We start from the raw sequence: 20804 nt of genomic DNA on the forward strand, positions 1-20804 counted from the left end.
CGTGGTGATAACACTCCACCTTCTTTGCTTCCACAAGTTACTCCTTGTTCTGATGATTCTGAGTTATTGAAAGCGGCTTAATTTCATTCCTTGATTTTGGGAAATGTTTTTTGTTTTCTTTACACCCCCTGAACGCTTACCCAGTTTCATCTTCGAGTGCTAGTCCTTGATCTCCGACACCATGCCCAGAAAAGTGAACTATTTGGGGACTAACCTCTAATATTGCCCGTTGCATTTCTCTGGGAGTAACTGCCCAACGTTGTACTAATTCTAGTTGATCACGATGGCGGGCACGGCGCAGAGCATCATCGATTTCTCGAACTTCTTCATCTAGGCGCAGACGGTTAGTTTGCCTGGGGTTAGCGGTAAGAATAAGGATGCGTTTTAAGAGATGGGTGGTCATAGGTTGATATTGATGCAGACAAATAACAGGAGGAAAAGATATTCAAGTTTAAATAAAAACATGACTATGGGCAGATAGAAACGATATTAATATTGCCTTAACAAATGCCTGGCGATGTGTCTCAGACAAAACACTACTTCTCAATACATTGATATTACTTAATAAAATTTAGATTTTTTACAAAAAAAATATATTAATTAACCGTATTTTTGCGTAATTAGTTGTTCACTTAATGAAGTATGTATTTAGTGTCTAAAAAACTCATCTGGGTAAAACCAGAAAATCAACCACAGCCTAAAATCTCACTAAAATAGCTGTTTTCAAACTTATAGCCATACATCCTAGTCCATGAATTTCTACCAACGTAAGTTATATGCACTACTACAAGCACCAAATTTACCAAACTGGGGAAACCTCACCACCCAATTAGAATGTTTACTCCCTGACTTACCACAGCTTCGAGAATGGTGGGGAGCAAGTAATGAGCAAGATAGTATCAAAAGAGGTAAACAAGCACAAGATATTGGTTCGTCGTGCGATCGCGTTAATCTATCTCATATAGAACGCACAGACAATACACAAGCTGTAACCGTTCATCATCCGATCAGTGGTCAAAAACAGGAGGTTAGAGCATTACAACTAAACGATAACGCACCAGATATTAGCCAGATAAAAAGCGAAACAGATGCTCAAAAAGTTTTTTGGTGGTTTTGGCGATTTTACCCAGAACTGTTAGCAGACAAACAACACGATGCATTACTATTCCCCGCACATCAAGTCATCCCTGACTGTCCCCTACACAGCCACCAAAGCACAGTATCAGCCTTGACAGGTGCGATGTTTCCCGAAATTTGGCAGACCGGAGAAAAACATCAAACTCCATATTTATTAGTATTTACTTTCTCCCCAGTACAGGAATTTATCAAGTCCTCGCGGAAATTCCTTGATTTTTGGGCGGGGTCATATCTGCTTCATTATCTCAGTAGCCGATTGTGTTGGCATATTGCCCAACAGCTTGGTCCTGATGCTGTAATTGTACCTTCGCTCTGGAGTCAGGAAATTATTGATGCATTGATTATGCAAAAATATCCTGATTTTGCGCCTGATTTTGAGCGTCTTCAAGAGGATCATCAAAACCCAGTGAGACGGTTTACAGATAAAATATCCACCAGTTTAAGCACAGCTGGTTTCCCCAATGCAATTACCGTTGTGGTTTCAGGAGAACAAGAAGCTAAAAAATGGGGAAAGTGTCTCACTCAAAGACTCATTGAAGAATGGGTCAACATAGGTACAGAAGTCAAAACCCATATTAGACAACAAGTTATAGAATTTTTAGATCATCAAACTCTAGAAGAATTAGAGAACATATTAGAACAAGTATTCCCCGAATTTAAAAATACACCCGCCGCCCTCGATCCTTACCGCAGAGAACTGCAACTTCTTAGGCAACAAAGCTGTTGGGAATGGAATAAGCTTTGGGAAACCCAACTCAATTACACTTGGGAACCATACTGGACAGCCATACCATTAGGAAACCCACAACAAGCATTAGCCATTAATAAAACCAATGGTACTTTTGATCAACCTTGGATTGATTGCCAAAGCGAAATTGCTCAACCGCTTGTAGATTTACCCGATAAATTTGAAAAACAATTTTATACATATTTAAATGTCGGGACATGGTGGGGTAGCATCCAGCAACGCTTGCGACATTGCTTAAATGATGTTAAATATACCCGTAATTGGCAAATTGCTACTGCTCCTGGTGAACGTTCTACAATATCAGGTCAATTTAGCGCTGTCCACCCTCGGCTTAATTATCAAGTAACACAAACTCTTGGAGGACAAACACGAGACTTACGTCAAGGTGGTGGTGTAGCCGCAGGTTCGCTGCGCTTATTTTGGTTTATCATGTCTGAGGCTTATCCTGGTTTATTTAACGGTTCTGAGAAACTTAATGCACTGGAACTCACCAAACGAATGGCTTGGGTTTATGGAGGTGTAGCAAAATCTTTGGGAATTCCTATCGAATTAATCGAAGACCCACTACCTGATGAAGTAGCTACCGAATTGGACCCAGAAGCTAGCAACCAAAACGTCGAACAAACAACCAAAATCATTGATTACGAACAATTAATTAGGTTTCCTAACCTCAGTTCCATCGCCGCTGCTGCTTTTGCACGGGAACATCCATATTTGATGCAAGCTTATAGAAGAAATTTATATCGACTTTTCAAACAACATAAAAATAAGTTTTCACGTTTACAGCAACGCACTTTTTACGCCAAAACTAGTCGTCCGTTCCACATCCCAAATACAGATAAAGCAATTAAGCAGGCATTCCCTGACCTCAAAGGTAGTTACAACGGTGTGATGTTTTCTAGTAAATGGCTCATCGATGACATGGGTTTGCAAGAAAAGGAACGTATCATGACCAGCACTAGCGCAGATTCATCTCAAAGTCAAAACAATCGCAAACAAGTTGAGATTTTAAGAGAAATCGTCCAACAAGCCCATCAGGATACTGGCTTTGGTGACAGCAGCCCCGCCGATTGGTGGGTAATTATCCTTGCTGATGGTGATGGTATGGGTGACTATGTTTCTGGAAAAAAACTCAAAACATACAGGTCTTATGTTGAAGAAGATGCTATCAATAAAAGCATCGCAGATTTTGACGACAATCTATTTCATCAATTCCTCGATGAAACTGATAAACGCATGGGGCCAGCTACCCACGTAGGCTTAAACCGCGCATTATTAGACTTCTCCAATCGCTTAGTTCCCTACTTAACAGAAGAGCGTTTCTGCGGCCGCGTCATTTACAGTGGTGGCGATGATGTTATGGTGGTGCTACCCTTAGAAGATTTACCAGAATATCTATTATCACTGCGTGCTGCTTGGAGTGGTGCAAAAGATCCCAAACAAGAGTTTGAAAATCAACGTAATGGAGTTGTTTCTCAGTCAAATAACCAAACAGATCGAGCAGATAGAACTACAGGCTACTGGTATCCCACAGAACGAGTAAATGGATTACCTCAACGCCCCCACTTCACAATGGGAAAGAACGCAACTATGAGTGCTGGTGTGGTAATTGCTCACAAAAGCATTCCTCTACCCACTGTACTGGAAAGTCTTTGGAAAGCAGAAAGCGACAGAGCTAAACAAATGTCTGGCAAAGATGGTATTTGCTTGAGAGTAATTTATGGTGGTGGTAATCAGTTAGAAGCATTAATGAAAGGCGAATTACTAGAGACATGGTGGGATTGGGTCAAGGATTATGAATTATACGAAGACAAACTTAGCCCACTACTATATCGGTTAGCCGAAGAACTCCCCAATCGCGCTGACATTACAGATCATTACCATCTGTTTTCTAAAGCCGCGAAAGTCATTATGGAAAGCCGCGACAAGAGCAAACAACTTGATGAGGTATTTAGCAAAATTAAGCAATGGTTAGACAAATGGGAAGAATGGGCGAAACTAGCTCTCAAAGAATGGGCGAAACAACACCTCAAAGGTTGGGAGCAACAAACTCCAGAACAATGGGCTAAGGAAGCCCAAAAAAGTAACTCAGAACCCATTGGTACTAAACCAGAAGATTTAGCCAAACTTTTGAGATTTACCGCTTTTTGGGTCGATAAGCGGGTGGAACGGTTCAAATGGAATGAAAAAGATAAAAGCCAAAGAATAAGATTAAGCCTTTTATCTTTCTTTTTACTTTTCACTTTTTACTTATGAAGTATGCACTGGTATACAATTACTCCACTGGATGTTTTACTATTTCGAGATTGCAAACCTTTTAGCCCTGGTGAAGGTTCGTGGGCGAAGGGATTGTTTCCACCAATGCCAATTACAGTATTTCAGGCTTTGCGATCGCTTCTACCCAAAAGCAGCAATCAAGCCGAACGGACTCAACGCCATTTAAGTTTTCTTGGCCCCTTTTTATTAGATAGCAACCATACCCTTTGGTTACCCACACCCAAAGATTTAGTTTGTTTATATCCCCCTGGTGAAAACCGCAAAACTGCCACAGATAACTGGAGCGAAATTCAACGTCTACAACCCGTTGACCGCCAATATGGGGCGTGGAAGCACTTGGTGTTTGATGGAGAGCAAATCGAGCCACTGGTTCTAAATCAAAAATGGGATGGGACTATCAGCCCGCCCAAACCTTGGATCAAAGCTGAAGTACTATTTGATTACCTTGAAGGTCAAAAAAATAGCAATCATTGGTGTAAACAAGACTTTCACCGCAATCCTTGGAAAACGCAGGTATTACCCCACATCCAAATGCAACCTGACAAGCGACAAGTTAAAGATGCTGATGGCTACTTTACCGAAGTTGCAGTTCGCCTTGAAGATGGATGGTGTTTTGTAGCAGCGTTTAGCAGCGAGATTACAGAAAGTGTTGTGCGGTTAGGAGGTGAGGGACATCGGGCTTTGGTATCACCACTAAAAATGGAAGCAGATGACACATTGAAAACACAACTTGATTTTTTAGTCAACAGCGATAAGCGCGAAGCGCGCAACGCCAGAGGCGAACGCTCATCAACAGTACCAAACTTTGCCTATCTGCTGACCCCTGGACTAGCGGTATTTGCAGAAACACGCTACAGCAGCTATCCCCAAGCTTGGAAGCAACAGCTAAAAGGCTGCGCGACAGATAAAGCTTTGCTGTGGGGTGGTGTATCGACACTGCGTAAACACACAGACGATAACAAAACAAGGGAGGAGTTTGCACTGTTACCGCAACGGGCGTTTGTTCCACCAGGAACGGTATACATTTTCAATGGTGAAATACCTACAAATCCGCAGTTATTACCCGAACAAGGTGGACGCTGGTTGGAGACTTTTAAACAGCTCAATTACGGAAAACTTTTATGGGGAAAAGGAACTTAATCAATGAGTGATTTTCGTACTGGATATCTTTACACACTTGCGCCAATTCATTGTGGTGGCGAAGGCGATTTAGGAAATATTTTAGATATTGTCCGCGAAGTACACACCGATTTTCCTTACATTCCAGGTTCTTCTTTACGAGGTAGCCTACGCTGGGATGTAAACTCTATTGATCCAGCCGCCGCAGATAAATTATTTGGTAAGGAATTAAGTGCAGATGGACAAATGGGGGTTCATCAAGTTTGGTTTGGTGATGCTAGACTACTTTGGGTGCCGATGCGGACAATGGCAATGAACGGCAATCGTAATGTGTTTACCTGGGTAAGCTGTCATTCCTTGATCCGCGACCATGCATTACTATCTAGACTACCAATCAGTGATTTTCCCAATCATCCTGTAGGTACTCAAACGGGTACTTATTACGTTGCTGACGCTCAATTACAAGTTTCTGCACTGACGAACGAACAAAAAGAAGCGATCGCACTAGCCGGAGATTGGCAGCGATCGCTTGCTGATGCAGTTAAGTCAACCTGGAATAATAATCGCATCGTCCTTGCTGATAGCGATTTTCAAACTTTAATGGAGCATTCACTGTGGACGCAGATTCGCAACAAAATTAACAAAGTTGGTGGTGAAGATGATGATGAAGATGATGATGAAGGTGGTGCAGAAATATTTTGGACTGATGTTTGCATTCCTAGAGATACTATTCTCTACTATCCTTGGGGTTACAAATTAAACAAAAATAATCCAGTAGCCCAACGCGAACATGATTGTTTGATGGATGTTGTTACAGGAGTATTTCAAATTGGTGGGCAAGCCAATGTCGGGCGAGGTTGGGTACAAGGCTGGGTGACAAATAATACTTTGCCCGGATTAAAAACAAGTCAACCTGTACCAGTGGAGGTGTAATCATGATTAAGCCAGAACAAATGAGCCTGACTGCTCATCAACATATTCAAAACTATCTTGAAAATAGCCCTAACCCTGCAATTAGCAAAGAAGAGTTAAACGCGATTTTAAGGCTATCTCAGCATTTGCGAGTTTTTGGTTTACTCTCAGCCGCAGCCTATGTCAACCAAACAAATGCCCAAGGAGGAATAGTGCGATCGCGTATTCTCCCCGTGTGGAAATCGCTGCTTGGTCAACTGATCAATTCACAAACACCACCTTCACCAGAAGAATTACGCGAGATGATTGTCCAAATGGCAAAGGATGAACCAGCAAAATATATGGTGACTTGGCGCAAGGCTATGATTCTATCCAATTATTGGAACTTTTGGGCAAGAGCCTATTGTGCATAATTCCTCTTTTGACTTTTGTGCAGACGCGAGGAACATCGCGTCTCTACTTTTACCTTTTTTTACTTACTTATATGTACACTGGACTGCAATTGGTTGATTTACTAGAAAAGCAACATCAACGTCGAGGAACATCAAATTTATTCAAGAAAGATACTTTTACTCTGCAATGGAGAAGTAAAGTTGGTTCATTTCCCCATCCTGATGTAGAAACAATGGTTTCTGCGGGAGAACCTTGTGGTGCTTGGTACGTTACTAATGGGCGACCAGAAGATAAACGCCAATTAGACGAAAATTTGGATCAAATGTCAGAACTTCCCCTCAATGGCTATATTCCTGGTTCTTCAATTCGGGGAATCGTGCGTGCGTGGGCAATGGAACGTCCCAGCATTCGTAACCAAATGTTGGATTTGCTGGGATGTCAACAAGGAAATGTGATTCAAGGGGGCAAAATTGAATTTTTAGATGCTTGGCCCCAGACAGCAACTAAACTTGTTCTAGATATAGTTAACCCACAGGAAAGCTTTCAAGTCTACCATGAGGGGCAAGGTAAACCACTTTCTGTTTATACTTTGGGAAATAGTGAAGATACTATTCCAGTAATAGTCGCAATTCGAGGGATTCCAGGGTTAGCTAGCCCCCAAGAAGTACAAACAGTTTGGGAATGGGTGCAACAAGCACTTAGTATTTATGGAGTTGGCAGTCGTACTTCTGCGGGATATGGTCAGATTAAACCACCTAGCGGTTTTCGAGCATCACCAGAATTGCGTCAAGCTGAAAATGGTTCCACCACTAAAACCTTTGAATTTAAACTCTACAGCCAAGGTTGTTCTGGTGCTGATCGCCAACAACAAGAGTTTCGTCCTTCCCATTGGCGTGGTTGGTTACGTTCTTGGATATTACGGTTCCTGTTAGGTGTCATGTCCAAAGATAACGCACAAAAAACCTTATGGGAACTAATGGGAACCATAGAACCACATACCCGCAAAGGTTGCGTAAAAATCCGCATGATTCCAGACCCAGAAATTTGGGGCGATCGCTCAATTAACGAACCCTACTTTTATGTTTGGGAGGGGAAATTACAAGTTACTGCACCAAGCGAAATTCTCAACAAAATTATTCTGCCAATTATTCGATTTGCAGTCAGTACAGGTGGTGTTGGTAGAGGTTGGCGACGACCATTACATATTTTTCATATGGAAAATAATAACAGAGCTGCAACGCGGGGAAGTCATTTAATCATGACGCACCAAGTTACTAATCCAAAAACTAAAAATCGAGAAACACAACCTTACAGATTCCGACCCAAGTCAGAAAATTGGACTTCTGCCTATGATAATTGGTTGACGGCTGTGCGATCGCGGTGGGCTGACAGAATCAACATTGATGCAAATCAGTTATTAGAGGCTGAGGTATTTTCTCCCCGTACTTGCGCTGTTTATGCTGTTCCCGGCCCCGAAGCTAATCCAATTGATGAGAATGATTTGGAGTGGCTGGAAACCAATGCGGTAGAAACTCGTGGAGAAGGTATGCACCTGATTTACGAACAAACTCCCCCACGCAATTACAAACGTAATCCAGATATTGGAGGCAATGCTGCCAATAAAAATCCTCATTGTTCATGGGCAAGTATTAAGCGAATTAATATATCTAGTCAAGAAATAGATGTAGATTGTCAAGAAATTGTTTGCTTATTTATGGGAGGAAAATCACCTCAGTCAAATCATATTCGCGCACAATTTCTTCAAGATTTGAACAGGATAGAAGGAAAAGTACATTTATTCGGTGTTTCTCCTTAAATTTTTCAGCTAATGGACATCGACCGAATTTAATCATACGTTACCCAATTGTAGAGCGGGTAATGGGCGGCGATCGCAACCCAACATAGATGGAAGAAACTTGCACTGTGAGGAAATCAAAAAGTACGATTTTATAAGCCTTTCAGCGCAAGTTTCTTAGAAGACGCGAAATTTCACGTCTCTACATTCTTTTTCACCAGAGGTCTATTAATTCGCCTCCACATTGTTAGTGGAGACTGAATAGAGAGCATTTCAAGGGTAGCGTGAAGAATGTTTCCATTAATTCGCCTCCACATTGTTAGTGGAGACTTGGGTGTCCTTAGATGTTGTTGAAGTAACGATAGGTTTCCATTAAGTCGCCTCCACATTGTTAGTGGAGACGTAGCACCGGGCAGTGCAGCCGCCATCTTGCCGGTTTCCATTAATTCGCCTCCACATTGTTAGTGGAGACTTTGGATATTTGCGGTGTGGGTTCAGGTACGCCGGTTTCCATTAATTCGCCTCCACATTGTTAGTGGAGACGTGGTGAAGATTGCGTCGTAAGTGCGCTCGTTTTCCGTTTCCATTAATTCGCCTCCACATTGTTAGTGGAGACTCTTCTGTGATTTTGTTGAGCCGCGCTTGGCAGCTAAAAGTTTCCATTAATTCGCCTCCACATTGTTAGTGGAGACCTTGTTTTTGCAACCCCAATTACTTAGCGATAGAGATACCGTTTCCATTAATTCGCCTCCACATTGTTAGTGGAGACTGCTGGGGTTTGAAAGCCTTGAAATAAAAGACTTACAGCGTCCATTTTCGCGAACCAGATCCAAAAGTACCGTTTCAGCCATCACCTGTCAAATTCCTTGGTGTGTAAAATTGCCCAGACATTAGTTGTGGTAAGGATTTCAGCATTTCCGCGAACCTCCTTTGGAGATAAAATCGCTCAAAGCTAGTACAGATAAGCTTTTGAGTCTTATATAACAAGCGTTCGATAAAAACAGCTAAGGGTTCGCGAAAAAATTTGGTGTTTAGTAACAAGCTAGCACTCTGATACATATTTTAGTCTATTTGCTGAATAAGGTTTTTTGGAAATGGGATGCGATCGCACTTTTGAATTGTCGGTAATTGGCTTCAAACAATTTTAAATTGTTTTCAAATAGGTTGAAAACTACAAAATTAATCCTGTTTCCATTAATTCAACTTCCGAAGAAATTTAAAGTCTTGTAATCCGTTTCTTTTTACTTTTCACTTGTCTGACAAATCCACGCACCCCAGTAAAAGGGATGCTCAAGCGGTGTATCTTCTTGTTGACAATCAATTTTTGTTTCTGGCAATAATTCCTTTACTCCCAAAAGTTCCTTCAAAACTTCCATACCCAAGGCAGATTCCCTTAATTCCTTTACAGTAATTTTACGTATATAATTCTGAGCATCTTGTAATGCTTCAGTATACCCCATTCCATCCTGTAAGTTATCAAAAAACCGATCCATCAATAGCGCCGTTGCTCTATCAGGCACTTTCCACAGACTCATTACCAGGGTTTTTGCACCAGCCACCGTAAAAGCTCGGCGCAATCCAAACACTCCTTCGCCAATTTTAATATCTCCTCTGGCAGTATCGCAGGCAGACAATACAGTCAATTCGTTCGCCCACAAGTCCAAGCTGGCGATCTCCTGAGCAAAAACAAAGCCTTTACCTGCTTTTTGAGGTAGAGTACCGTTCTTTAACCAAGTATTAGCACCCGCAAGAGCAAGTCCAGAACGCATCATGGGGTTAGTCGATTTTAGATTTTGGATGATGGATTTTGGATTAATAGGATATTGGGTGGGTGGTTGCTGCGGCGAGTCGGGTAAGAACAAACCGTGAGTAGCGATGAGCATAACTTTGGCACACTTACTACTGATTAGGCGAGTTGAGAGTGCTTCTGCTCCCACATATAACCGCGCATCTGGTAGCTTTTTAGCAACACTTTCACCAAGAAACCTTGTACCAGGAGCGCGAGATAAAGCCTCACCATCAAGAGTATCGATAAATTCTTCTCCCCCTTGTCCCCCTTGTCCCTCTAACCCGACTTCGCCAATCCTCTGCTCACTAACCAAATCAAAATCTGGATCAGCCATAATTATAGGTGCATCCGCAGCGCGCGTTGTCTGAACTTGAGAGCGAAGAATATCCCGCCCGACACCTAAATACGAGATGGTATATTCATCCATGAGCAGATGTGTACCCGTTTCATCAGTTGGTAATATCTGAAACGGTAGCAAGTTCAGGTTCCCATCTGGTGCAAGTATCAGATGTTTGTAACCTTGTACTAGTTCACGGATTGGAGCAAAAAGTGCTTGACTTAGTTGAATAGCTAGTGTTGGATCGTATTGTTTAATTTTTAATTTAGGCGTAGTAGAAACTTTTCCCCAAGCTAAGGTTTCCTTAGTTGGGTTACAAGCAAGCGATCGCAATCCTGAAATTAGCTCATCAATAACTTCGGCTTCTCCTAAATCGATCATCTGCACTGCATCAGGCTGCTGGGCTGGTAAAATAAATGCCAAATAACGAGCAGGATGCCATTGTATTTGTTCTCTAGCTGGGACTGCATGAAAATCGTAGACATCGAAACGCACAAATTCAACTAAAATCGAGTTAGTTGGTAATGCCTCAGCCACCGCAAATCGATCAGGAAGTTTCTTTGTTAATTGAATTTCTGGTACTTGAGACGCTAGTTGTTTTTGTAAGTGGTTATATCTAGCCTCCAGTTGTGCTAACTCTTGCTGATAATTCGTGAAATCATTGATTTGAGGCGTAGAAAAAGTCAACTTGACCAACTGTGCATTCAAATCACTCAATTGACGAAACTGTTCTTGGAGATGGGGATAGCGATCGCTCGCTAAAGCTTCATTTTGAGCAGCTAATGACGCAGATGTTAAGGCTTTGCGTTTGAGGACAAAATCTAACGCTTGTTGCAACGCATATTTTGAATTGGGAAGATGTTTGTAAATTAGAGAGAGAAATAAATCGAAATTACCTCTGATTTTTTCAATCCAAGCTATCCGGTCATTTTCAGAACTAAAAGCAAATACATTACTAATTAGCTTATCATTAATTTCGCTAGCTTGAAGGCGACATGACAAAGCATCATCAAAACGTTGAGTAGCAGCTAATAAAGTTGCTAAATTATTTAAACTAAATGCTACATCTGGATGATGATCTCCCAACAGAGACTTCCTCATCAATAAGGCTGCTGTGTAATATTCTTCAGCTTCAAGGTAGCGTCCACCAGATAAGTATATTTCTGCTAAGTTATTTAAAGTGTTAGCAATATCTGGATGTTCTTGACCTAATAAAGATTTCCTGATATCTAATACTTCTAAATGCATTTTTTCCGCTTGGTCATAGCGCCCCAGACTGCCATAAATTGTAGCCAAATTATTCATCGTACTAGCTACTTGTGGATGTTTATTACCGAACTGATTTTTGACAATTAACAATACTTTTAAAAATAACTGCTCTGCTTGCGAATATTTAAATTGAGCATCGTATAATACTCCTAAATTATTGAGATACGCTGCCACATCAGGATGCATTTCTCCTAGTAAGCGTTTACTCAACAAATACGCTTCATGGTAAATCTCTTCGGCTTGGGAATACCGCCCTTGTAAACGATAAATTTCTGCGATTCTATTCAAACTGTCTGCAATATCAGGATGTTCTTGTCCAAATAAATTCTTTCTAATTGCTAAAGCTTCTAAATATTTTTGTTCAGCATCCGAAAAACGTCCTTGCTCTTTATAAAGTCCACCCAAATGATTTAAATTATCAGCAACACTAGGATGATTTTTACCATATATATTTTTGTAAAGCAACAATGCTGACAAATATTTTTCTTCGGCTGCTTGGTAGCGTCCTTGATAGGCGTAGAGAACTGCGAGATTATGTAAACTGAGGGCAATATCGGGATGTTTGGGAGTTAAGGAGCTTTTTCTGATAGAATACGCTTCTACATACACTTGCTCCGCTTCCACATAACGTCCTTCTAGAAGATAGATATCTCCCAAATTACTCAAACTCTGTGCAACTTCTAAATTCTCGTCTCCAAATAATTTCTTTCGCATTGCCAAGGCTGTTAAATGCATGTTTTCTGCATCTGCATAACGCCCTTGATCATTATAAGTATTAGCAAGATTATTTAAGGTAATTGCTACATAAGGATGTTGCTCACCAAGACATTTTTTAGATAGTTCCAATGCTTGGGAATAATTTTCTTCAGCTTGAGAGTAAAGTCCTTGGGAGTGATACAATGCTGCTAAATTATTTAAGCTGACAGCAATATACCAATGTTCATCGCCCAGCAATTCTTTTCGCATTGCTAATGCTGCCAAATGCATTTTCTCAGCATCAGCATAACGTGCTTGATTTTCGTAAAGTACTGCAAGATTATCCAAACTTTGAGCAATATCAGCATGGGAATCTCCCAATAACCGCTTTCGCATATCTAGTGCTTCTAGATGCATCTTTTCTGCATCTTTAAAGCGTCCTTGTTCTCGATAAACTTCGCCAATGTTATTTAAATAATTGGCAATTTGCTCGTGTTCATCACCTAAATTAAGTTTAAAAATATCTAAAGCTGCAAACAAGTAAGTTTCTGCTTGAGAATATAGTCCTTGAGCAACATAAAATGCTGCAAGATTATTCAAAGCTTGGGCAATATCTGGGTGTGAATCTCCTAATAATTCTTTTCGCAAGTTTAAGGCTTCGATATATAAGGGTTTCGCTTGCGAAAAATATCCTAACATTCGATATAATTCTGCAAGATTATTTAAACTATCTGCAAAAGTTTTATGTTTATATAGATTTTTGCGTCCTATTTTTATAGCTTCTTGTGCAACAATTATCGCTTGTTCAAATTTGCCTTGTCCAGCAAGTTGCACTACTTCTCGATTAAGTTGATCTATTTTTTCTAGAATTTCTTTCATCTGCTGATTCCAGATATTTCTAAGTAGAAAGACTCTATTAAATCAAAGCTCGTAGTAAGGGCTTTAGCCCTCTAAATCCTTGTCCAGAGCGATAAATCTTGGAGCAATTTCTTTTAGACAATACGGTTCAGTCAAGCTTTAGCCCTCTAAACCCTTGTCCAGAGCGATAAATCGCTCACTACGAACACAAGTTTTATCTTATCTTTTTACTTTTTAATTTGCAGTAATCATGTAATCTGTATATAAAACCTGACATTCTTCACTTTCATTTACAAATTCTAGTAATTGTCCCAAATGACTTTCTTCTAATTGCAAAGGTTCGTCACTTCCTTGGGGTAGCCAATCAAGACTAGGCGCATCTTTGGTAATTACTGCTAAAATATGCTCTTTACCAGCATTGCCTTCAATTGGGAAAGATGTCATCGGTGAACCCTCTTGAGGCACAATAGTTTTACCAGTATCTAGCTGTGGTTGAGAAGCGAAACAGGAAGGACAAAAACACCAAACTTGTCCAGATGTATCTTTTTGTATAAGTAATAAATATCCGGAGCTTTCAAGATTGACTTCAAAGCGAATATGATTCCCTAAAGATACAGACTTTGCATAAGAACTATTCTCTTGCCAACCCCAACCGAGGGTTTCTTCTTTTACTAGCACTAAACCCATTTTTTCAGTAGGGGAACCTAGCGTTTGAAGTTGTTGCCAAAGTTCTTCAACAGATGTAAGAAGTGTTTTTTGATTTTCCTTTTCTTCTGAAATATCTGAATTAGATGATGCAGCTATATCTTGCCAGTCTAAATCAAGAATAGTACAGATTTCGGTAAAAATATTATAACTAATAGGTATACCGTTGAAGAATTTACTAATAGTTGCCCAAGACGCAACACCAACATCATCAGCTAGGGCTTGTTGAGTCAGATTCTTACGCATCAAGGCATTTTTAGCCCTTTCGATACCTTTAAGTGATGCAACTAGCGTCCGCTTTGGCATAGTCAAAAGTCAAAAGTCAAAAGTTAAAAGGTAAAAGAAAAATCAAAAGGTAAATAATTCTTGGTTTAAGTTATATACAAAGTTATATACCCTTTACGAGAACTTATATAGGTACTTATATACCACCTTGCGACAATCAAATTAAGCCAAAAGTAAAAAGTTAAAAGAGAAATTTATTTCTTTTAACTTAATCTTTTGCCTTTTAACTTCTAACTTTTTACTTTATACCATGTTCACCCTCGAACAACTGCTTTTTGCGTGGGTTCAAGTCCGTGCGGGAAGTCGCAGTGCTGGTGTGGATGGAATTACTGTTGACTTGTTTGCAGCTTCTGCTGATCAACAGTTACGGATCATTTTACGTCAGCTACAACAAAAATCTTACCGCGCTAGTCCTGCAAAAGGGTTTTATTTGACTAAGAAAAGTGGTGGTAAGCGTCTCATTGGTATTTCGACGGTGCGCGATCGAATCGTCCAGCGCTTACTACTGGAGGAATTGTACTTACCTCTGGAGGACACATTTGTTGATTGTAGCTATGCATATCGTCCTGGATGCAATATTCAACAGGCAGTTCAGCGTTTATTTTCTTACTACCAGTATCGTCCAACTTGGATCATCAAAGCTGATATCGCTCAGTTTTTTGACAACTTGTCTTGGGCTTTACTATTCACTGGGTTAGAAACATTGCACCTGGAAGCAATAGTACTGGAATTGCTAGAACAACAAATCAAGTCTGGAATTGTGCTTGGCGGTAAGTACATCAATTTTGGTAAAGGCGTGTTGCAAGGAGGGATACTGTCGGGAGCATTAGCAAATTTATACTTGACTGCTTTTGACAGAAAGTGCCTCAGTCACGGGATTAATTTAGTGCGATACGGTGATGATTTTGCTATTGCTTGTAGCAGTTGGACAGAAGCAAACCGTATTCTCGACAAAATCACAACTTGGTTAGGGGGACTTTATCTCACCCTCCAACCTGAAAAAACGCAAGTTTTTGCACCTCATGAAGAGTTTACGTTTCTTGGCTACCGCTTTGCCAATGGAAAAGTTTACGCACCTCCGACTCCAGAACCTAGACGTGAGGGGGAATGGTTAGTTAATGCTTCGGGTACACCCTACTTTCGCCCCAAAGAACGACCACTAAAATTTGTTTCCCGTCCACCAAAAGCTTGTGACATTAGCAAGCCGATTAATTTTCCCCGCGCACCCATATCTCATCTTTGGCAGGAATTTATGACAACATTATACGTAACTGATCAAGGTGCTTATTTAAGTCTCAAAAATCAACAATTTCAGGTCTTTTATCAAGGTCAATTACGGGTAAAAGTTCCCATCGTACGAGTCACAAATATTGTGTTGTTTGGTTGTTGTAATGTCTCGCATGGTGCGGTGAGTATGGCGCTGCGGCGACGCATTCCAATCATGTATTTGTCACAGAAGGGAAGATATTTTGGACGCTTAGAGACCGAAGGACAAGCGAAAGTAGAATATTTAGCGCGTCAAGTAGAGTGTTCGCGCGATCATAAGTTTACCAGACAACAAGCAGAAGCGATCGTCTGGGCGAAGTTACATAACTCTCGAAATTTGTTGATGCGCTTAAACCGTCGTCGTAATTCATTTGAAGTAGATGGGACTGTTGTTGTAGAAGCGATTAAAGATTTAGAAGTTTTGATGGACAAGTTATTTTTTGCTGAAAGTATGGATGCGCTGCGGGGATATGAAGGGAAAGCTGCTACCATATATTTTCAAGCACTGGGAACTTTATTCAGTGGACCATTTAAATTTGAAAAGCGTACCAAGCGTCCACCGACTGACCCAATTAATAGTATGCTGAGTTTGGGTTACACCCTGTTAAGCCAAAATGTTTATTCTTTTGTGCAAACTATGGGGTTACATACTCATTTTGGTAACTTACATGTTCCCAGAGATAATCATCCAGCTTTGGTTTCTGATTTAGTGGAAGAATGGAGAGCGCAATTAGTTGATTCTCTGGTTGCTTATCTGGTGAACTCTCAAATTTTTGCGATTGATGATTTCACTCCCCCAGACGAACGTCAAGGAGTATACTTTCAGCCTCATGCACTCAAGAAATTTCTCAAGCAATGGGAGGAAAAGTTACAATCAGAAGTTACACACACTCACACTGGACAAAAAGTGGCATACCGTCGCTGCATCGAGCTGCAAGTCAGAGAATACATCGCTTGTTTGATGGGTGAGGTGAAAGTGTATCGCCCGATGATTTGGAAAATGTAAAGAAATGTAAATTTGCGGGGGGTAGGCAATGGCTGAAATACTGATTCTCTCGTTACCCCCCGCAAATCGCTTTCTGGATAAGGGTTTGAGGTGTATTAGCTGACAGCTTTTTCTCAATAAATTACGCTTGTTGACAGGTAGGATTGACCCCCCGCAAATTTGGGTGTATATAGTTTAGTCAGGGTAAGGTTTTCAAGAGCCAAGCCTTTAAACTTCTTCGGAAGTTGAATTAATGGAAACTTACCACCTGCTTCTTTCAAAGCGCGGCGTACCATAAAATCTTTAAACTTCTTCGGAAGTTGAATTAATGGAAACTGTACAAACTCTTCAATTTCATACCAATCAATGCAAGCGCTTTAAACTTCTTCGGAAGTTGAATTAATGGAAACGATTCAGCTTTTCTGGCGATATGTCGCAGAAATCCTGACTTTAAACTTCTTCGGAAGTTGAATTAATGGAAACTTTCATAAATACATGACACACAGACAGCAAATACGCGCTTTAAACTTCTTCGGAAGTTGAATTAATGGAAACTTGGACGACCATTTGAGTGTCGTCATGTATCTGCTCTGCTTTAAACTTCTTCGGAAGTTGAATTAATGGAAACAGCTTGCTCTAAAGTTTTAGTATCTACGATGTCGAACTTTAAACTTCTTCGGAAGTTGAATTAATGGAAACTTGCAAATAAGCTCTTGATCAGATGTCTGAATATGACTTTAAACTTCTTCGGAAGTTGAATTAATGGAAACTTTGTTCGGAGCATTAGCAGAACTAAACAATATGTTTGATCTTTAAACTTCTTCGGAAGTTGAATTAATGGAAACCTTTAAAGCTTGAGCGGCTTTCTTAAGAGTATTAAATCGGCTTTAAACTTCTTCGGAAGTTGAATTAATGGAAACTGCTTGCAGGATGGGGCAAGGTTTGAGCGTTGTAAAGTCCTTTAAACTTCTTCGGAAGTTGAATTAATGGAAACCTTCTATTATTAGAGTGAATTTCCTGTTGGAAAAAAACTTTAAACTTCTTCGGAAGTTGAATTAATGGAAACCTGAAAAACTTAATTTTGCCGCCCAAGCTAACAGTACTTTAAACTTCTTCGGAAGTTGAATTAATAGAAATCTTTGAAAAATATCTTTTCAAAGATTTTGAGACCACAAAAAATTGAGTAAAAAGAGTCGGAGAATTTAACTCCGGCTTTTTTATTTTCTAAGTTATATACTCAGCAAAAATTATATACAAACTTATATATACAGACTTCTTAGTTATACACGAGGATATATACCCCTTTGAGAAGATATAAATAAGGCAAAAGTTTAAAGATAAAACATCAATTTTTCTTTTGCCCTTTACCTTTTAACTTTTTACTTAACTATGTCCACAATTTACATCACCGAGCAAGATGCGATGCTCAAAATCCAACACCATTACTTAAAGGTGTTTCATCAACAAAAACAATGCATCAGTATTCGGATTAGTAACGTCAGTCAAATCATCATCTTTGGTAACATACCTCTACCAAGGGAAGTTATAAAAACCGTGCTTGCTCATCAAATTCCTGTCTTATATTTAACCCAAGATAGCGAATATATAGGTCGGTTAGAAAATACATCTCAACAACCAGCTAAATATCTAATCCACCAACGCCGACGCGCACGAGATGTAGAATTTAATCGCGCTACAGCAGAAAGTATTATTTGGGCAAAACTGCACAATCAAAATATCTTTTTGCAAAGTTGGACTCGCCATCACACAAGTCTCGCAACTCAACGTGCATCAAATTACTTGATGCTGCTGATGGATAACTTAGCATTAGCAACATCCCTTGACGAACTGCGCCAATACAGCCAAGAAGCTGATAATGTCTACTATTGCGCCATTGCTTCCCTACTCAACTTCTACAACGGATGTCCGCAGACAACAGCAAAGCGAATTCGCAGATTTTTAAACCTGGGAAATCAGCTGCTACATCAATATATTTACACCCTTGTCAATACCGCTGGACTACACCCCGATTACGCAATCTTACACCATGACACAGATCACGAACTTCCCTTAGTATGGGACTTTCTGGCAGAATTTCACGCGCCTATCGTCGATGATTTGGTGTTAAATTTTGCGCGTAATCTTTCTAATTCTCATTCTAATGGCAATGGTAACGGTAAAACCCAGCCGCGAACCCTCCTTCAACGCTTCCTTCAACATTGGGAAGCAAAGCTACGAACCTTTGTACTACATCCCTACGCTGGAGAAGTAAGTTACCGCCAGTGTATTGACTTGCAGGTACGTGAATATCTCGCCTGTTTGCTAGGCGATATCGAATACTACCGCCCCTTAGCATTGAAATTTCACCCCCAAGATTCCAGTTTCACCAACATTGCTGAAACCCACAAACCAGCATTAACCTTGGTGAAGAAATGATGTTTTATCTTGTTTGCTACGACATTGTTAGCGACACCCGTCGCAACAAAGTGTCGAAACTTCTGGAAGCTTATGGGTTGCGAGTGCAAAAGTCTGTCTTTGAATGCGTACTAGACGAAAAGCAGTACCAAATTCTATCTAAATATCTGATGCGACTCGTCAACAAACGCGAAGACCAAGTAAGATTCTATCCCATGTCTGCACATAACCGTTGCAAAATCGCAGTTTTGGGTACGCAACCTGAATTTGTAGTAGACGACGCAGCATTTATCGTCTAGTTACCGCGATTTAACAAAGTTTTTACCACATTAAATCATAACCAAATGAACGCTTGGGAAAAAGCACGCGCTCCACCGCTTGCTGTGCAAACATCTCTACGCTTTCGGTCAAGTTTGGATATTCGGAAACTACTGGATGCAAATTCAAACTATCAAGTTCCGTTTAGTTTTCACTGATAAGGTTCAAAAACAACTTGATGAATTACCTGCTTTAGACCGCAAGCAATACGACAAAGCTTTTGAATGTTTCGCCAATAATGGCCCGTCTTATCGTAGTTTGAGAACCCATCGATATCGCTGCAAAGATGGTGATATTTGGACTTCTTCTGCATCTATGGCGAAACGATTTTACTGGCGTTACAGTTCGTCACAAAGTATTGAGGTGACAAATATAGACTCGCACTAATTAAGTCAAAAGTCATAGACGCGCAAGCGGCTTCCCGAAGGGTAAGTCAAAAGTCAAAAGTCAAAAGAACATTCTTTATCCAAATAACTTTTGGCTTTTTACCTTTCTGTTTGTTTTGCTTTTTATCCTTTCACTTTTACTCAAGATATATGCCCAAACCTCGTCCATTAGAAACGCGAGAATTACGGCTAATTTCACTCTACAGCAATTGGGAATTCGGTATGACACCAACACAATTTTATGCCAAATGGGCTGTCAGTTACGAACAAATTGCCCTAATCTGTTCCCGTTCTGATTCCACTGTCAGGGGTTGGTTTAGAACTGGTCGCAATCAACGTAACCCTACACGTAGTGATTTGCTGCATCTAGCATTGATGGATTTCTTGCTTGAACATTTTGAGGAGATTCCTGAACAGATTTTGTACTTGTTGTGTTTTCCTAATTTTAAGCAATGATTTAATCACTCACAAAATGTTGTTGCTGTCAATAGCAGTCAGACCTGTCTTAGCAAATGCATCTCAATTAGTGTGATTGTAGGCAATTTCAAAGTGTATTCAAAGGGTGACTTCCAATGTCTGAGAAGGTTGTAGTGACTTATTCTGAGCAATTGCATCCGTGGTGTATTATTCGTGTTCTTCCTGATAACCAACATCAGATAGTTGCACGGTTTCGCCGTCAAAACGAAGCTACTGCTTATTTACAAGTACTGCATAACTCTGCTAAAACTGCAAAATTTTTGCTGATTTTTGAAGTGCAAGAACTGCGGAAAACACCCGATGATCATACTTTGAGTTGACTGACTTCACAAGAAGTCGAATTAATGGAAACACTTGCACATTTATTGAGTTAAAAGTTAAAAAGTTAAAAGTAAAAAGAAATTAACATCTGATTGCTTTTAACTTTTTACTTCTTTGTAAATAGTGCGGAGTATGGCGTAATTACACGGCGGTTGTGAACTATGGAGAGCATCTAGTCTCATTTGAGGGTTACGGCTCAAACCTATTTTGCACCGCCGTACTAGCCGACCAGGTATGATGCCCGTTACATTTTCAGCTTCGATTAAGTACACCCAACCAGGAATATTATCATTGCGTTGTGTCCATGCCATAATTT

Annotated in this window: 15 protein-coding genes and 2 CRISPR repeat arrays; of the genes, 11 read left to right on the forward strand and 4 right to left on the reverse strand. The window is 40.3% G+C overall.

Translation table 11 applies throughout. The features are described from left to right. Positions 1-136: 136 nt before the first annotated feature. The gene (locus ACE1AT_RS25125; protein WP_374873373.1) at positions 137-403 is read right to left on the reverse strand and encodes a hypothetical protein; all 267 of its coding nucleotides are present in this window, start codon (positions 401-403) and stop codon (positions 137-139) included. Positions 404-751: 348 nt separating this feature from the next. Between ACE1AT_RS25125 and cas10 the strand changes: the two genes are divergently transcribed. The 5 genes from cas10 to ACE1AT_RS25150 all read left to right on the forward strand — a co-directional run bounded on the left by cas10 (position 752) and on the right by ACE1AT_RS25150 (position 8402). Next, positions 752-4141 (forward strand): type III-B CRISPR-associated protein Cas10/Cmr2, encoded by a 3390-nt coding sequence (cas10, locus tag ACE1AT_RS25130; protein WP_374873375.1) that lies wholly within the window; start codon positions 752-754, stop codon positions 4139-4141. A gap of 3 nt (positions 4142-4144) precedes the next feature. After that, on the forward strand, positions 4145-5302 hold the full coding sequence (locus ACE1AT_RS25135; protein ID WP_374873377.1) for a type III-B CRISPR module-associated Cmr3 family protein: 1158 nt from the start codon (positions 4145-4147) through the stop codon (positions 5300-5302). A 3-nt stretch (positions 5303-5305) separates the two neighbouring features. Then, positions 5306-6214: an RAMP superfamily CRISPR-associated protein gene (locus ACE1AT_RS25140; RefSeq protein ID WP_374873379.1), complete on the forward strand. Its 909-nt coding sequence runs from the start codon at positions 5306-5308 to the stop codon at positions 6212-6214. A 2-nt stretch (positions 6215-6216) separates the two neighbouring features. Then, entirely contained in the window at positions 6217-6606 is a 390-nt protein-coding gene (locus ACE1AT_RS25145; protein WP_374873380.1) for a hypothetical protein, read from the forward strand. Between the two features lie 71 nt (positions 6607-6677). Beyond that, entirely contained in the window at positions 6678-8402 is a 1725-nt protein-coding gene (locus tag ACE1AT_RS25150) for an RAMP superfamily CRISPR-associated protein (RefSeq protein ID WP_374873382.1), read from the forward strand. A gap of 200 nt (positions 8403-8602) precedes the next feature. Next, positions 8603-9150: direct repeats of the CRISPR family, unit length 37 nt; unit sequence GTTTCCATTAATTCGCCTCCACATTGTTAGTGGAGAC. Positions 9151-9622: 472 nt separating this feature from the next. On the opposite strand, the gene ACE1AT_RS25155 is transcribed toward ACE1AT_RS25150, so the two are convergent. Next, the gene (locus tag ACE1AT_RS25155; RefSeq protein ID WP_374873384.1) at positions 9623-13351 is read right to left on the reverse strand and encodes a tetratricopeptide repeat protein; all 3729 of its coding nucleotides are present in this window, start codon (positions 13349-13351) and stop codon (positions 9623-9625) included. A 213-nt stretch (positions 13352-13564) separates the two neighbouring features. Then, complete coding sequence (locus ACE1AT_RS25160; protein WP_374873386.1) at positions 13565-14341, reverse strand: DUF4384 domain-containing protein; 777 nt, start codon at positions 14339-14341, stop codon at positions 13565-13567. A gap of 229 nt (positions 14342-14570) precedes the next feature. Between ACE1AT_RS25160 and cas1 (ACE1AT_RS25165) the strand changes: the two genes are divergently transcribed. From cas1 (ACE1AT_RS25165) to ACE1AT_RS25190, 6 genes are all read left to right on the forward strand, one after another. Then, positions 14571-16592 (forward strand): CRISPR-associated endonuclease Cas1, encoded by a 2022-nt coding sequence (gene cas1 / locus ACE1AT_RS25165; protein WP_374873388.1) that lies wholly within the window; start codon positions 14571-14573, stop codon positions 16590-16592. Positions 16593-16797: 205 nt separating this feature from the next. Then, positions 16798-17708: a CRISPR direct-repeat array (repeat unit 35 nt; unit sequence CTTTAAACTTCTTCGGAAGTTGAATTAATGGAAAC). 252 nt (positions 17709-17960) lie between these two features. After that, a complete protein-coding gene (cas1, locus tag ACE1AT_RS25170; RefSeq protein ID WP_374873390.1) occupies positions 17961-19007 on the forward strand; it encodes a CRISPR-associated endonuclease Cas1 in 1047 nt (348 codons plus the stop codon). Then, positions 19007-19285: a CRISPR-associated endonuclease Cas2 gene (gene cas2 / locus ACE1AT_RS25175; RefSeq protein WP_374873421.1), complete on the forward strand. Its 279-nt coding sequence runs from the start codon at positions 19007-19009 to the stop codon at positions 19283-19285. The genes cas1 (ACE1AT_RS25170) and cas2 overlap by 1 nt, the downstream gene beginning before the upstream one ends. Before the next feature lie 136 nt (positions 19286-19421). Continuing rightward, entirely contained in the window at positions 19422-19691 is a 270-nt protein-coding gene (locus ACE1AT_RS25180) for a hypothetical protein (protein ID WP_374873392.1), read from the forward strand. A gap of 149 nt (positions 19692-19840) precedes the next feature. Further along, positions 19841-20146, forward strand: coding sequence for a hypothetical protein (locus ACE1AT_RS25185; protein ID WP_374873394.1), 306 nt, complete (start codon positions 19841-19843; stop codon positions 20144-20146). A gap of 116 nt (positions 20147-20262) precedes the next feature. Next, positions 20263-20487 carry a hypothetical protein gene (locus ACE1AT_RS25190; protein WP_374873396.1) on the forward strand — a complete coding sequence of 75 codons (225 nt, stop codon included), beginning with the start codon at positions 20263-20265 and terminating at the stop codon, positions 20485-20487. A 99-nt stretch (positions 20488-20586) separates the two neighbouring features. Here the strand turns inward: ACE1AT_RS25190 and ACE1AT_RS25195 are convergent, their stop codons facing one another. Further along, positions 20587-20799 carry a hypothetical protein gene (locus ACE1AT_RS25195; RefSeq protein ID WP_374873397.1) on the reverse strand — a complete coding sequence of 71 codons (213 nt, stop codon included), beginning with the start codon at positions 20797-20799 and terminating at the stop codon, positions 20587-20589. Positions 20800-20804: the final 5 nt, after the last annotated feature.

This window comes from Pelatocladus sp. BLCC-F211, assembly GCF_041928655.1.
In the GTDB taxonomy this organism is placed as follows: domain Bacteria; phylum Cyanobacteriota; class Cyanobacteriia; order Cyanobacteriales; family Nostocaceae; genus Pelatocladus.